Here is a 14481-nt window from a genome sequence, read left to right as displayed (position 1 = left end):
TCATGAAAACATTATTTGAATTAAGACCAATTTTCTCCGCCTTGATGCGGAATAAGCTAGGTCCTGTATTGGTAGCAATGCAAGTTGCTTTGAGTTTGGCGATATTGGCGAATGCGATTTATATCGTCAATCTGCGCCTCGACGTGGCAGCACGTCCAAGCGGTATAGGCGATGAGTTAGAAGTGTTCCGCACACATATCAGTAATCAAGTGTTGGGAGGACATGAAGATCAGGTTGCTTTGCAAAAACGCGAAGCCGATACTATTCGTGCAGTTCCTGGTGTAGTGTCAGTGGCGCGTGTTAGCTCTTTTCCTGTATCGCGTTCCGGTAGTAACACTTCGGTGTCAGTCGATCGTAAGCAAGAAGTACCAACTGCGGTAACAGGGATGTATGTGTCAGCGGACTCTTTGGTAAAAAGCTGGAAATTACGCTTAATCGAAGGTAAAGATTTTCAGCCCGACGACTACGTGGAATTGAATCCAAATGTGAGTAATGATTTCGTTAAAAAAGTCATCGTTAGTAAAGCATTGGCTGAGAAGTTGTTTCCGGGGCAAACCAGCTATGTTGGCAAAGAATACTTCTTTGGCACGGGCAGTAATGCAAATGGTGTGACTATCGTCGGCGTGGTCGAGACCCTGCAGACATCTGGCGCACAGGCAGGTCAACGTGGCGAATTGAGTACGATCTTGCCTGCCCGTTTATCCGGTCAGATTTATGATGGTTACACTGTACGTGCCGAACCTGGACAACGTGACCGCGTCATGAAAGAGGTGGAAGAAGCATTGCGCAAAGCATCTGCCACACCTATTTATGTGAAAGCTAAGAGTGTGGAAGAATTCCGTGCAGATCGTTATCGTAGTGAGAAAGGTTTGGCGTGGATGTTGCTCGCGGTGAGCGCTTTATTAGTGGTCGTGACTGCCAGTGGCATCGTCGGAATGAGTACTTTGTGGGTGGCGCAACGCCGCAAGCAAATTGGTATCCGCCGTGCTTTAGGCGCGAGACGGATCGACGTATTGGCCTATTTTATTGCAGAGAACTGGTTGATTACGACTTTCGGTATTGCGTTTGGAATTGCCTTGGCGGTCGGTTTAAATCATGTATTAGTTGGGCAATTTGAATTGCCTAAATTGCCGGTCAGCTATTTATTGTTGTCGCCTTTGGTGTTCTGGTTGCTAGGTGTACTGGCCGTCTATGCACCAGCCTGGCGTGCTGCAAGTATTTCACCTGCAACGGCAACGCGTGGCGTATAGTAATGCGATTTGCTAATATGGCATTGGCTCTGATGCTGAACCTAAGTTACAGCATCGGTGATGTTTGGTGCAATTTAGTGCAAATTAGTGCCGCGATAGCGCCTTAAATTGAGAGGATGTCAGTGTGTTCTGGCATCCTTTCTCCTTTGTCCAGACCTTTGTCTAAGTGAAGTAATTACCCGCTGATATCAGCCTTTTGTTTTTTGATGTGAACTCATGCCCAGTGTCTTAATTATTGATGATAATCCGTCCATCGCGATGGCTCTCGATGTCCTGTTGTCTTTACACGATATCAGCAGTTTTAGTGCGCAATCGCCCGAGCAAGGTTTAGCTTTGCTGGAGCAACATGCGATTGATTTAGTGATACAGGATATGAACTTTACCGAAGACACAACTTCGGGTGAAGAGGGAGTTGCCTTATTCAATAAAATCCGCGCCCGCCATCCCGATTTGCCGGTGATTTTGTTGACGGCCTGGACGCATCTGGATGCTGCGGTGGATTTGATTAAAGCCGGTGCAGCCGATTATCTGGCTAAGCCATGGCATGATCAACGTCTGGTCGCTAGTGTTAAGAATTTGATCGAACTAGGGCAAGTCAATCGCGCTTTGCAGCAGCGGGTGCAACGTGAACGTAAGCAAAAACGCGAATTAGAAACTAAATATAATTTGCACGATTTTGTGTGGCAAGACCCAGCGACTGAGCGCGTTTTGGGAATGGCATGTCAGGTCGCGAAATCGGATGTGTCGATTTTGATTACCGGCCCGAATGGTGCTGGTAAAGAACGGATTGCTGAAATTGTGCAGGCTAATTCAAAGGTCAAAGATGGCCCCTTTGTGATACTTAATTGTGGCGCCATACCCGCCGAATTAATTGAAGCAGAATTATTTGGTGCCGAGGCCGGTGCTTACACGGGTGCGACCAAAGCGCGAGAGGGTAAGTTTGAAGCTGCAGATGGCGGTACATTGTTTTTGGATGAGATTGGTAACTTGCCTTTAGCCGGACAAATTAAGTTATTGCGCGTATTGGAAACTGGGCGTTTTGAACGACTCGGCTCTAATAAAGAGCGGCAAGTCAAGGTGCGAGTCATCAGTGCGACCAATGCGGATTTGCCGGCCATGATCAAGGCAGGTCAATTCAGAGAAGATTTGTTTTATCGCTTAAATGTGATTCAACTGAATTTACCTGCACTGGCAGAACGCCCTGACGATATTCTGCCTTTGGCACATGCCTTCTTGGAAGAAGGGAAGACACTACATACGACCGCGCAAAGTAGTTTGCTCGCGCATACCTGGCCCGGCAATGTCAGAGAATTAAAGAATGTGATGCAAAGAGCCTGCCTGTTAGCGAGCAATGATGATATCAAAGCTGGCGATTTGGGTTTGCCTGTTTCTTCGGCATTGGCAAGCAATAGCGATGCTGAGCCTGATCGTGAAGCGATAGAGCAGGCATTGAGTAATGCGCGAGGTGTCGTGGCGCAGGCGGCTGCTGAATTAGGCTTGAGCCGTCAGGCCTTGTATCGACGCATGGAAAGATTGAATATTAGCCGTTCTTGAATCCAGTAACTGCCGTTTCCATAAACTAGCGATCCGCGGCATAATCAGCTTTTCGCACCATTTCTCTTGGCTATGAACCTGCCTTCCGGTAATTCTCATAACAACTCGTCCGTCAATAAACCACGTCGCGGTTGGCGTGTGTCCTTGGCTGCGCGTTGGTCTATGCTGATGATCTTGGTGTGCATAGCGGCGCTATCTTGCGCCGCTATTCTCGATTATTTTTTTCCTCACGAACTCTTACTGGTGGCGGGAATTTGTTTAATGATTTTTGTCCCCATCTCGATTGCCTTGGTGCGGACACAATTACGCCCGGCATTGGAATTATTTCGGGCAATGAGCGGCACGGTACTCAGCTATCAAGACAGAGATTTTTCCTTCGGCTTACATTGGCAGCGCAATGATGAATTGGCCGATTTAGTTGATGCGCATAATGATCTTGGGCATGTTTTGCGGGAGCAGCGTTTGGATTTGGTACAACGTGAATTGCTACTCGATAGCATGCTGCAAAATACGCCGGTAGCGATGCTCTTGGTTGGTTTACGTGGGCATGTGGTGTTTGGCAATATCACCGCAAGACAATTATTGAATAATGGACGTAAGCTTGAAGGTTTGACGCTGGAAGAAATATTGCAACAAGTCTCGCATTCTTTACGAGAAGCGATGGGGCACGGTGGTGATGGATTATTTACAGTGAGTGCCAGCAAATTACCTGTCGTAGAGCATGCCGCTGACGATAGTGATGAAGATGAAATTTATCACCTGTCACGTCGCAGTTTCACTTTAAATGGTACTGAACACGAGTTGTTTTTGATTCGTCATTTAACAGTAGAGCTACGCCGGCAAGAAGTGCAGACTTGGAAAAAAGTGATACGCGTGATTAGCCACGAGTTGAATAATTCTTTGGCGCCCGTGGCTTCCTTGGCGAATTCTGCTGGTGCCTTAATCAGCCGCGGGCAATACGAACGTTTGCCTGAGATTATGCGGACTATTGAAGAACGTGCGCAGCATCTTGAAAGCTTTATACATGGCTATGCCCGCTTTGCCAAACTCCCAACTCCGCGTTTGGAGAGCATACACTGGCATAGTTTTATTGGCCGTTTGCAATCACAGCTGAATTTCCAAGTAGTCGGTCGCCTACCGGAAGAGCCAGCCATGTTAGACGTAGCACAAATGGAGCAGGCGCTGTTGAATCTCTTAAAAAATGCGCTCGAATCAGGTTCTGCTCCCTCTGGCGTGACGCTAGAAGTGAAGCCTATGGTCGAAGGCGTTCGTATCGAAGTCAGCGATCAGGGTAGCGGCATGAGCGATACGGTGATGTCGAACGCTTTGGTTCCTTTCTATTCCACTAAGCGGCATGGCACAGGCTTGGGTCTGGCGTTGGCGCGTGAAATCATTGAAGCGCATGGCGGGCGCATTATGCTGAATAATCGCGACGGTGGTGGTCTGACAGTCAGCCTGATTTTGCCGGTTTAATTTTTATTTCCGAATATGTGATTGCTGCGCCTTCAGTGAGGCTGGCGATGTGTTTCTTAACTTGTATTTCATAAGCTGAAACATTCATTACCATTGCCAGCAATAGTGGTATCAACATCTCTTTAAAATTTGCCTGTTAAAATGTTCTTTTTTCTAGGTGTAAGTGCAGGTGCACTTGCTATAGTTGACATTTTCTTGCTGTTGGAAAAGGGATAGATCTATGGGTAATCGACTTTCAAAAATTGCCACGCGTACGGGTGATAAAGGTACCACAGGCTTGGGAGATGGCACGCGTATCGATAAAGATGCTTTGCGCGTACATGCGATGGGCGATGTGGACGAACTCAATTCGCATATTGGTGCGCTGATATGTGAAGATATTCCCGAAGCAATGAAACAGGAATTGTTTTCTATTCAGCATGATTTGTTCGATATGGGCGGGGAATTGTGTATTCCTGGCTACACGATGGTGACCGAGGCACAAGTTGAACGTTTGGATGCTTTGCTAGCCAAATATAATGCTGATTTGCCACCTTTAAAAGATTTTATTTTGCCGGGTGGCTCACGTGCGGCATCGATGGCCAATGTGTGTCGTACTGTCTGTCGTCGTGCTGAGCGGGCGATCGTTAGTGTTGGAAAAGCGGAACAAATTAACGAAGCACCGCGCCAATATATGAATCGCCTGTCGGATTTGTTGTTCGTGTTATCACGTGTACTCAATCGCTTCGCGGGTGGCAGCGATGTCTTGTGGGAAAAAGAGCGACAACGCTAGAAATCCCTGATTAAGCTACTGCGCGCAGCAATTTTGTATCTGCGATGCTCATTGTGCTAATTGTACAATTCCGCAGATGGATAAAATGCGGATCCAAACTTGATGCGCTCGCTACACTTTATCAGAGATTTCCTAGTTAAATTTTGCAGCCTGTTTTATGATGACCATGAAGTCTCAAGGTGCTTCATAGCAATGGAGGTGGATTATGCCGAAATGGTTAGAACAGGCAGCGAAGAATGAGTTAGAGATACTCGAAGATGGCCAGTGCCAGCTTTGTGGATCAGATACTTTTCATGGCATCACCGAATGTGTGAGCACTGCGGGTAAGATTACGCATAAAATCAGCCAAGAAAAAGGCATACAGCAGCAAACGATTTTCCTCTGTGTAGATGCGCATGCCTTACAACATACCTTGATTCATGGTCGCTGGAATAATCACTTCCACCTCGCTCGATTACATCTCATCTTGGTAGATCATATTCAATGGACATATGATCTGACCACGATCTTAAATGAAGTGTTGGATGAATATAAAAAGCTGCATCCCAACGAAAAAATTACAGAACCAGATCCAGTACACAAAGCAAAGTTGACTGTAATTGATGTCGACGCTAGTCATGATGATGACGAGTATGTCGCGCTAGTGTGGGAATGGGCAAAGCAAGTGTATGTTTCTTTTACTGAGCACGATGCCGTCAATCATGCTATCGCGCAGCGTCTGGCGGATTCATTCAAGCAAAAAAATCTGGCGATTACGCCACAATAGCGCGAGGTCAAGTTGTCGCTATCCTTACTTCTCAGATGTCAAAATTTAATTCACACGCGAGATTACTATCGCGACGTCTTGGCATTTGATGTGGTCGAAACTAGCGAACTTTCCTTGGTCGTCAGTCGTTTCGACGTGAGCATCATGTTCACCGAACTTAATCTGTGGGAAAACGATTTACAGATGTCGGGCACGATCTATATCAGCGTGCCTGATGTTGATCAATATTTTGCTGAGGTTCAAGACAGAGTTGATTTGGCCTGGGAGTTGCAAGACATGCCCTATGGCACGCGAGAATTTGCGCTCAGAGATTGTAATGGCTACTACCTCGCCTTTATGCAGGGAGACTAAGAATTTTTGAACCAAGCCATGCATCAATCGGGACATCGCCAGATACTAACGCAAGACCGATGACAAGAAAATCAGGCTTATCTTTGTCGCTGATTGCTTGGATTTTTCTATTGTTTGTGCCAGTTGCCTATTGGTTGTCTAATCTGGTGAATAGTCCCGTATTCATTGCCGAGCGCGATTTGATACCAATGAGCGTGCAATTGCTGCAGCCACCAGAAATCATCGTGCCCGTCAGAGGCGGAGATCGTTCACCTTATCTTCGATTATCGTTACGTGATACCGATTCGCTGCAACTTGGTGATGTCATGCCGGTTCAGGTACAAGCTCAGGTGCAGGCGCAAGTGCAGGGGACTGTGCGTGGTTGGGATTTTCTGCAAAAGGAAACAACGCAAGTTCAATTGTTAGCGTTGCACGAAAACCAGCAACTGGTGATCTTTGTCGCCGCAGAAAATCAGCACAATGATCTACGCAGAATCTGGAAGATTCAAAAAGATGGACAAGTGATTTTAGATCTCAATGAAACACAAAGAGCCGAACGCTTGTTGGCAGAGTATAAGCAAGAATCTGCCAATGTCATGATCCTGTTCTTTGCTTTATTGGGCGCAGGCCTCTTATCCATTGCAGGTTTACGAAAGTTGCGCAGAATACCAGTGAATGGAAACTCTGACTTTGCGGGGTAGCCACAGGCTACATCACTTGAATAATCCCAAGACCACCCCATAACATTAGCGTGAGCTGGTATAACTATTAGCGATTTCTTAATTCGGTGTAATTTAATGATATTAACTTCATGCGCTTCTTAAAACCTCGTAGCTCTTTTCTAGATCTCCCTGTCATTGGCTTGCCTGCTCAGGCAATTGATATTCTCACTTCTGCGATTGCTTTTAAAGAAAGTTTATTGCAACAAATCGCTGATGCCAAAAGCAGGATTTTTTTATGTAGTTTGTATTTGCAACACGACGATGCAGGTCAGCAAGTGCTGGATGCCCTGTATGCCGCAAAACGCAGTAATCCAGCGCTAGAAATCGCCGTATTTGTCGATTGGCACAGAGCGCAACGCGGCCTGATTGGTGAAAAGAAAGTGCCCGGGCAAGTGGCTGGGAATGCCGCCTGGTACCAAAGCCAAAGTCAGTTACATGATGTCGCCGTACCGATCTATGGCGTGCCAGTACAAACACGCGAACTGTTTGGTGTTCTGCATTTAAAGGGCTTTGTGATTGACGATGTGGTGACCTACAGTGGCGCCAGTATGAATAATGTCTATCTGCAGCAATTTGAAAGATATCGACATGATCGTTATTGGCTTATTAGGGAGCAACGCCTAGCCGATAGTATGGCCGCGTGGTTACGTCAATATTTTTTATCCAACCCCGCTGTGCATCGTTTAGATCAAAATGCCGTGCCGCAGACTCGTGCTGCACGTGCTGAGATGCGCACTGAGATCCGTGAAATGCGCGAGATGTTGAAAACGGCCACTTACACATTACCAGCTGATAGCACATTGCAACAAGCGCAGAGCCTGAGCGTCGCTAGTCTGTCTGGCGTTGGAAAAAATAATGCTCTGAATCGTCATCTTTGCCAGTTAATTGCCGCCGCAAAAACGCAGATCAGAATTTGTACACCGTATTTTAATTTTCCCTTGGCGATAACCAGAGAAGTCAATCGCGCCTTAAAACGTGGCGTGCAAGTGCAGATTATTCTAGGAGATAAAACTGCGAATGATTTTTACATTCCGCCCGAGCAGGAATTTAAAGCGATAGGATGTTTGCCCTACTTGTATGAAATGAATTTACGGCGCTTCGCTAAAAAGCACCAGACCGAGATGGCAGATGGCCGTTTGCAAATTCACTTATGGAAGCATGCTGAAAATAGCTATCACTTGAAAGGTTTATGGATAGACCAGCTTTACACTGTCGTCACAGGAAACAATTTGAATCCACGTGCGTTTCGCTTAGATTTGGAAAATGCGCTGATATTTACCGATCCGCAAGGAGAGCTTCTTCAGCAATCTGAGACGGAATTTGCAGCTATCATGCAGCACACTAGTTTGTTAGCGAACTATGCCCAACTTGAGAAATTATCAGACTACCCGCCAAAAGTGCGTCAGCTCTTGAGCCGCTTAAGTCGGGTGCGTTTAGATCATTTAGCCTATCGCGTACTGTGAGCTAGTATTTCTTGCTAAGTGCGGGATGCATGATTCTTACTTGCATCCCGCCAATCGGACATTTAAACAATAATTTTCTTAGACTTAACGTAAGCGGCGATTAATTAATTCCAAGGTCCTGCTCCACGCTAATTGCGCTGCGTTTGCATCAAAACGTGGTGTGGTGTCGTTATTGAACCCGTGCTCGACACCCTCATAGATAAAGCCTTGATACTTCACGCCAGCTGCTTTTAGCGCTTCTTCGTATTTAGGCCAAGCCGCCACCAGACGTTCGTCTTTGCTTGCATGGTGCACTAAGACTTCGGCTTTGATATTAGGCACGGCATCGAGTGCCGGAGCGCCGCCATAGAAAGGTACTGCTGCAGCGAGATCAGGAATTTTGCTGGCGAGGAAATTCGCAATTGAACCCCCATAGCAAAACCCTACCACGCCGACTTTACCATTACCACCCGCGATCGTTTTTAGTATGCCAGCCGCAGTGATGAAGTCTTCACGGGTCTTAACCTGATCGAGTTTAGGGAATAATTCACGCGCTTTGTCTTCTGTGCCAGGGTAGCCGCCAAGAGGAAACAATGCATCAGGAGCAAAGGCGATAAAGTTATCCAACGCCAGTCGGCGCGCCACGTCTTCGATATGTGGATTCAATCCGCGGTTTTCATGCACGACTAACACGGTTGGCAAAGGACCTTTAGCATTCGCTGGTTTGACCAGATAGCCACGCAAAGTACCATAACCGTTAGGCGATGGATACTCGACATAACTGGCGACTATGCGTGCATCATCAGCTTTGACTTGCTGTGCCTGCGCGAAATTGGGACTCAAAGCGAGCAATAATCCTTCTGCAGTAACCGCACCCGCTGCATACTTACCAGCAGAACTTAAAAAGCCACGGCGACTGATACCACCATGTACATATTGATCAAATAGTTTTAATACTTCAGGATGAAAATCTTTAGCAGTTTGCATTCAAGTCTCCTTGCGAATAGGGTAGATTGGTATTGCTGATACTGATTGAGCGGTTGTCGTCTATTTTTCCATGTATTGGCAGCGTTTGGTCATGGCCTTGCAAACGCTAAGATACACATAAATTCTGCACTTTGCAGGATAGTTTTCAGAAATAAAAATTCGGGTCATATGTGGAATTTTGACCAGAGAAAACTAATCCTTCTGGTTTAATCCGTTCAGTTAAACACTTGTCTTATGTCTCGTCATTCCCGCGAAGGCGGGAATCCGGTGGCGTAAGAGCCTAAAGACGCTGGATCCCTGCCTACGCAGGGATGACACCTCGTTTTTTGAGCTAACTGAACGGCATTTCCACTCTGGTCAAGTTTTCTTCTTAAGCAATTATTACAATTTGCCACTCAAGGTCACACCAACCCAACGTGGCACGGCTGGCGTATAACTATTCCAGGTACGCAGAATATCGGTCTTGTCGTTAAAGGCATTTTTAACTACCAGACTGACATCGAAGGATTGGCTCTTGGTGCCAACTCCAATTGCCAGATCGGTTAGGTAACGCGCTGGAATCACCGCATAGCTGGATAAGGCATTGTCGGAGTTGTACTTGCTGCTGTATTGCGTGTTGACGCTGGTGTGGAATTCTTTATTCCCAAAGATCGGTAAGCGATAGTCGACACCAATATTGAAGGTAAACTTCGCTGCACCAGGCAGACTTTCTCCCGTTAAGCTGCGATACGCTGCAGCTCCGGTGTAGCCATTTTCCGCTGGTTGGGCAGAGTTAGGAAAGTCTTTAAACTTCGCATCGTTGTACGCGCCAGAGAAGCGGATGCTGGTGTTTTGAATACCTGTGTAGACACCGTCAATTTCTAAACCTTGAGCACGTACTTTAGGGACGTTACCCGTGGCAGATGTGTAGTAATTTTGCCCGTCGTTGTTCAGGTTGGTCGTATAGACATCCAGTACCCGTACACCTTGTTGGTAATCTTTAATATCCATCACGAACAAAGCCGCATTCAAAATCAAATTGCCATCGAGCAGTGACGATTTTGCGCCGAGTTCGAAAGCATTCGTTTTTTCCGCTTTGACTTTATTGGATACACCGTTAGTGACCTGAGAGATCCCGGCTTTTTCACCATACTGCCATGAGAAATACGAAGTCAGATTGTCGTTGATGCGGTAGGAGGGGCTGATTACAAAAGACGGTAAACCACCTTTGAATGGTTCTGCGTCAATTTCGTTAAAGATAACGCCGATTTGTGATTGACGTATGGCCTTAGCGGCAGCGACTTGTGCTTTTTGTGCGGCAGTCAAATTATTGTAAGTTGCCCCTGCATCGCCTGAGATTACGCTACCAAAGTATTTATTCGCCAAACGATCTGCTAATGCTAATTGGGCAACACTATTTCCTGCAACCAGTACACCTGCGCTATTTGAATTAAAGCCACCTAGTTGTACGCCATTCACGAGAACAGGATTAAGCTCAGGCGCATTGCCCTGATCGCGAATGAAGCTACTGGCTTTATTACGGCGATTTTCATAGGTGTAACGGAGACCTGTTGTGAGGGTCAATGTATCGCTCAGGTGCCAGTCAGCTTGTGAAAATAGGGCAGAGCTCTTGTTCTGAATTTTTTGTAAGCCGGTTGGGCTGTTAAATGCCATTTTCAAACCAGCCAGAGAGTTTTGTAAAAGATAGCGGCCAGCACCATCTTTATCTAAAGTCGTGTATTGCGCATTGGATGCAAACCATGCGCCCGCATCATTACCCCAGACCTTTTGATACTCGGAGCTATTATCGACTTGAAGTAAGAATAGGCCGACTTGATAATCAACGAATCCACCGGGTTGAGAAGTTAAACGAATTTCTTGACTGCGTTGTTTGTAATCATTCCAGAAACCACCTGAATTGCGATTGATATCGAAAGGTGTGCCTTCGTCATTGACTGCATTGAAGTGATAGTCCTTGTAGGCAGTGATGGAGGTTAAGGTATGCGTACCAAGATTCCAATTCAATTCGGCGGTAGCGCCATTGCTGCCTGTAACTAAAGCCCGTGCGGCATCATTCGAAACAGCACCCTGACCTGCGCCATACAAATAAGTATTGTCATAGGTGTAGAGTGGATCTTGATTAAACCAGCGGCGATTCAAACGGGTTTTGGCATCGGTACCCAAGGTATTGGGGCTACCGTTTGAATAGGTAATTGGCGTAGGGGTATTGAATACACGACCGTTGGTGGCTTCTCCACCACGAGGTTGTGCGTCAAACGCGAAGCGGGCGCTGAAGTCTTTACTCGGTGTGATCAAGAACTGCGCCCGACCCGAGACACGATCTTTATTGGTGTAAGTAAAATCTCTGTTGTATAAATTGTCGACATCGCCGCGCGCTTTACTGACACTTAAACTGCCACGCCAAGCGATTAAACCGTCAACGATAGGACCACCAGCGGAAAAGCGACCTTGTACGGTATCCAACTGACCTAAAGTGACAGCGTAATTGGCATCAGGCGTGAAAGAAGGGCGGCGCGTGGTGACATTGATGACGCCAACACTAGTGTTTTTTCCTAATAGCGTACCTTGTGGGCCACGTGTCACTTCTACCGCTTCGACGTCAGTAAAATCATAGCTGGAAGAAAGTGCGTTATAGGCATAGTTCACACCATCGACGATCAAGCCAACGCTAGGATCTTGTGCCTCGGTTTGGCCTTGTTTACCAATCCCGCGTATTGACAAGCTACTGGTGCGTTGATTGCCTTGATTCCACGACACATTCGATACACGTTGTGAAATAGCGCCAATATCGGTCGCTTGCAAACGATCGAGTTCTTTACCGGTAACAACCGAAACTGATAAAGGTACGTCTTGCAAGCGCTCTATACGATTGCGACTACGTACGGTGACTGCTCCTAAAAGTTCTGGTTCTTCTGCATCCGCTTTATTGTTAGTCGGTAGCGTGGGGTTGTTTATTGCCGTGTTGTTGGTGCTGCTGGTGTTATTTTCCGTCGTCGTTTTCCCAGCATTGCTGAGTGCTTGCTTCGCAATGATCTCTTTTAATCTAGCGACTTCAGCTTGCAATTCTTCGACAGTTTGTGTGCTTTGCTGAGCATGTACTGCCCCTGAACTTAAGAGTGCGAAACCGGTAAAAACCGTGGCAAAGACGGCGGCGATAGGGGAGAGTTGAAATGACGGTCGCGCCAGCTTGGGGGTGCGCGCTCGCGACGGCGATACAGATAATTGAGAAACAGAATGGGACGACATAAACATACTCCTGATCGATGAAATAAGGCGCGCTTTCATTAGTAATACGAAAATTCAAACTAAGCGCAAACCAAGTGCTAAAGAAAAAGCTAAGCATTGCAACTAGCGTGCCACTTCATTTTTTTGATCATTATTTTGCCTTGTAATAGGGGAAAATCCTCCTATGAGAAAGCCAGGTTCTGTGGGCGCTTATCGGCGTATTTTATTGAGGATTCTAAAGGTGCAGATTTGCATCTGTTTGGTCGAAATTAAACAGATTTTCCTGTTGAATTTTCAACAGTTGTGCGTTCTTTGTTTGAAAAACGACATAAGAAATGTTTTGCCATTTGATTTTCAAATATGACGTTGTTGGAAGTTGTAACCGCAGTTGCAACCGAAATTGCGACCGCAGTTACGATCGATGTCGCGTCCGATATTGATGACTGTAGACTTTCAAAAATATCGTGAACAAGTCCCTCTCCCGCATGCGGGAGAGGGTTAGGGTGAGGGAGGTTCAGAAACAATTTTAGTAAGGCGGGTGCAAGTCGTGTTGCTCAAGAGGCCGGTGTTTAGGTGGCGCGGGTCATATCCATCCTATAATTTTTCTGTCTAGGATATTTTTTGATGTTACCTACGAAAAATTACACTGACTAAAGCTCATCGCGTAGGGTGCGCCGCGCGCACCACACACATAGTTTGCTGTCTCGGTGCGCACGGCGCACCCTACCTTGCTCCATCCATTCTTGCGGTCAATACTGTTTTCATCTTTGTCGTGGACGACTAGGGAGCATATCTACGTCAGCATCGGTTTTGCGTACGTTTCAAGTAATCAGGAACGACGAATTTTTCTACAAAATACATCTCGGTTCATAGTTGGAAATCACATGCTGATAGAAGAGAAATTGGTGTGATTTTTTTGTTTGCGGATTCTTCCACAGCGCACTTTTTTGCTTGTGCAGATATCCGCAAATTTTCAAACCTTGTATGCGGTTTAATTCATTGAACTGTTGAATTTTCAACAGAAAATACGCAAAAACACTGGCATAGTTTCTGCTAAAGCTTCTCTCACATTAGTTTGTTTTATTTTTTCGAGAGGATGCATCATGACGAGTTTAACATTTGAAAGTGCAGGCGCTTATAGTCGCCGCACTGTCGCCAGACGCCAATATCAAGTCAATCAAAACGTGCACACTAAGAAAAGCATTCCTGCCGTTGCCGTGGCATTGGTGGATGAATCTGTGTTGCGTCGACAAGCAGAAGCTGCTGCGCCAAAGAAATCTAAAGTGTCGCTCGCCGTATTAACGGCTGCGATTTTGGGACTGCATGCGTATGGCTATTACTGGATCAATATTCCAGGTAACAAAGAAGCATTGGCAAAATTTAGCCCGATTACGATAGAGATCGCGCCACCACCGCCGGTCGAAAAACCAAAACCACCTGAGCCTAAAATCGTTAAAGTGACTCCGCAAAAAGCTGTGCCGATTCCAAACAATGTGCCTGTCGTCAACAACCCAGTCGAGACGAATGCGACTTCGGCAAATACGGTAGCTGTCGCAGTCGCGCCACCGCCTACACCACCTGCGCCGCCGCCAGCACCCGAGCCGGTGACAGAACCGCGCGGCTTTGCTGGTTACAAAAATAATCCAGCACCGAACTATCCAGCCGTTGCGCAACGCCGAGGTCTGGAGGGAACGGTCGTATTACGGGTAAAAGTATTGGCGACGGGCTTTCCTGATGACGTACAAGTTTCCAAATCCAGTGGGCATAGCGTGCTAGACGAAGCGGCGATCAAAGCTGTATTGAGTTGGACTTTTGACCCCGCTAAGCGCGGTAAGACCGCGATTGATGGCGTGGTTTCGGTACCGATCATTTTTAAAATTTAAATTCCTTACTTTTCTATCCCTAATTTAATTCTTAATTTAATTCTTAATTTAATTTTCCATTTATTTTTTCAGAAAGA

11 protein-coding genes are annotated in these 14481 nt (G+C 46.4%); 9 read left to right on the top strand and 2 right to left on the bottom strand.

Features of this window, described 5'->3' with window-relative positions:
* Positions 1-2 precede the first annotated feature (2 nt).
* From H8K55_RS06325 to pssA, 8 genes are all read left to right on the top strand, one after another.
* Positions 3-1250 carry an ABC transporter permease gene (locus tag H8K55_RS06325; protein WP_186941243.1) on the top strand — a complete coding sequence of 416 codons (1248 nt, stop codon included), beginning with the start codon at positions 3-5 and terminating at the stop codon, positions 1248-1250.
* 216 nt (positions 1251-1466) lie between these two features.
* Entirely contained in the window at positions 1467-2804 is a 1338-nt protein-coding gene (locus H8K55_RS06320) for a sigma-54-dependent transcriptional regulator (protein WP_186941242.1), read from the top strand.
* A gap of 72 nt (positions 2805-2876) precedes the next feature.
* On the top strand, positions 2877-4277 hold the full coding sequence (locus H8K55_RS06315) for a sensor histidine kinase (protein WP_222612384.1): 1401 nt from the start codon (positions 2877-2879) through the stop codon (positions 4275-4277).
* 220 nt (positions 4278-4497) lie between these two features.
* Entirely contained in the window at positions 4498-5049 is a 552-nt protein-coding gene (locus H8K55_RS06310; RefSeq protein WP_186941241.1) for a cob(I)yrinic acid a,c-diamide adenosyltransferase, read from the top strand.
* A 205-nt stretch (positions 5050-5254) separates the two neighbouring features.
* Positions 5255-5815 (top strand): DUF5946 family protein, encoded by a 561-nt coding sequence (locus H8K55_RS06305; RefSeq protein WP_186941240.1) that lies wholly within the window; start codon positions 5255-5257, stop codon positions 5813-5815.
* Between the two features lie 90 nt (positions 5816-5905).
* Positions 5906-6166 (top strand): VOC family protein, encoded by a 261-nt coding sequence (locus tag H8K55_RS06300; protein WP_230408506.1) that lies wholly within the window; start codon positions 5906-5908, stop codon positions 6164-6166.
* 59 nt (positions 6167-6225) lie between these two features.
* A complete protein-coding gene (locus H8K55_RS06295; protein WP_186941238.1) occupies positions 6226-6846 on the top strand; it encodes a hypothetical protein in 621 nt (206 codons plus the stop codon).
* Positions 6847-6956: 110 nt separating this feature from the next.
* Positions 6957-8330 (top strand): CDP-diacylglycerol--serine O-phosphatidyltransferase, encoded by a 1374-nt coding sequence (pssA, locus tag H8K55_RS06290; protein WP_186941237.1) that lies wholly within the window; start codon positions 6957-6959, stop codon positions 8328-8330.
* A gap of 84 nt (positions 8331-8414) precedes the next feature.
* Here pssA and H8K55_RS06285 read toward each other — a convergent pair whose 3' ends face one another.
* Positions 8415-9296 (bottom strand): dienelactone hydrolase family protein, encoded by an 882-nt coding sequence (locus tag H8K55_RS06285; protein ID WP_186941236.1) that lies wholly within the window; start codon positions 9294-9296, stop codon positions 8415-8417.
* A gap of 381 nt (positions 9297-9677) precedes the next feature.
* Positions 9678-12542, bottom strand: coding sequence for a TonB-dependent receptor (locus H8K55_RS06280; RefSeq protein WP_186941235.1), 2865 nt, complete (start codon positions 12540-12542; stop codon positions 9678-9680).
* 1082 nt (positions 12543-13624) lie between these two features.
* On the opposite strand from H8K55_RS06280, the gene H8K55_RS06275 reads away from it, so the two are divergent.
* Positions 13625-14404 (top strand): energy transducer TonB, encoded by a 780-nt coding sequence (locus tag H8K55_RS06275; protein ID WP_186941234.1) that lies wholly within the window; start codon positions 13625-13627, stop codon positions 14402-14404.
* Positions 14405-14481: the final 77 nt, after the last annotated feature.

It is taken from the genome of Affinundibacterium flavidum, assembly GCF_014284175.1.
GTDB classification, from domain to species: Bacteria; Pseudomonadota; Gammaproteobacteria; order Burkholderiales; family Burkholderiaceae_D; genus Undibacterium; species Undibacterium flavidum.
The sequence above is the reverse complement of the archived record's forward strand: the minus strand, read 5'-3'. Positions and strand labels throughout refer to the sequence as shown.

What these genes read in the sequence shown, in the direction of transcription:
- H8K55_RS06325 (WP_186941243.1), top strand. Translation starts at nt 3, where the DNA reads ATGAAAACATTATTTGAATTAAGACCAATTTTCTCCGCCTTGATGCGG.
- H8K55_RS06320 (WP_186941242.1), top strand. Translation starts at nt 1,467, where the DNA reads ATGCCCAGTGTCTTAATTATTGATGATAATCCGTCCATCGCGATGGCT.
- H8K55_RS06315 (WP_222612384.1), top strand. Translation starts at nt 2,877, where the DNA reads ATGAACCTGCCTTCCGGTAATTCTCATAACAACTCGTCCGTCAATAAA.
- H8K55_RS06310 (WP_186941241.1), top strand. Translation starts at nt 4,498, where the DNA reads ATGGGTAATCGACTTTCAAAAATTGCCACGCGTACGGGTGATAAAGGT.
- H8K55_RS06305 (WP_186941240.1), top strand. Translation starts at nt 5,255, where the DNA reads ATGCCGAAATGGTTAGAACAGGCAGCGAAGAATGAGTTAGAGATACTC.
- H8K55_RS06295 (WP_186941238.1), top strand. Translation starts at nt 6,226, where the DNA reads ATGACAAGAAAATCAGGCTTATCTTTGTCGCTGATTGCTTGGATTTTT.
- pssA (WP_186941237.1), top strand. Translation starts at nt 6,957, where the DNA reads ATGCGCTTCTTAAAACCTCGTAGCTCTTTTCTAGATCTCCCTGTCATT.
- H8K55_RS06285 (WP_186941236.1), bottom strand. Translation starts at nt 9,296, where the DNA reads ATGCAAACTGCTAAAGATTTTCATCCTGAAGTATTAAAACTATTTGAT.
- H8K55_RS06280 (WP_186941235.1), bottom strand. Translation starts at nt 12,542, where the DNA reads ATGTCGTCCCATTCTGTTTCTCAATTATCTGTATCGCCGTCGCGAGCG.
- H8K55_RS06275 (WP_186941234.1), top strand. Translation starts at nt 13,625, where the DNA reads ATGACGAGTTTAACATTTGAAAGTGCAGGCGCTTATAGTCGCCGCACT.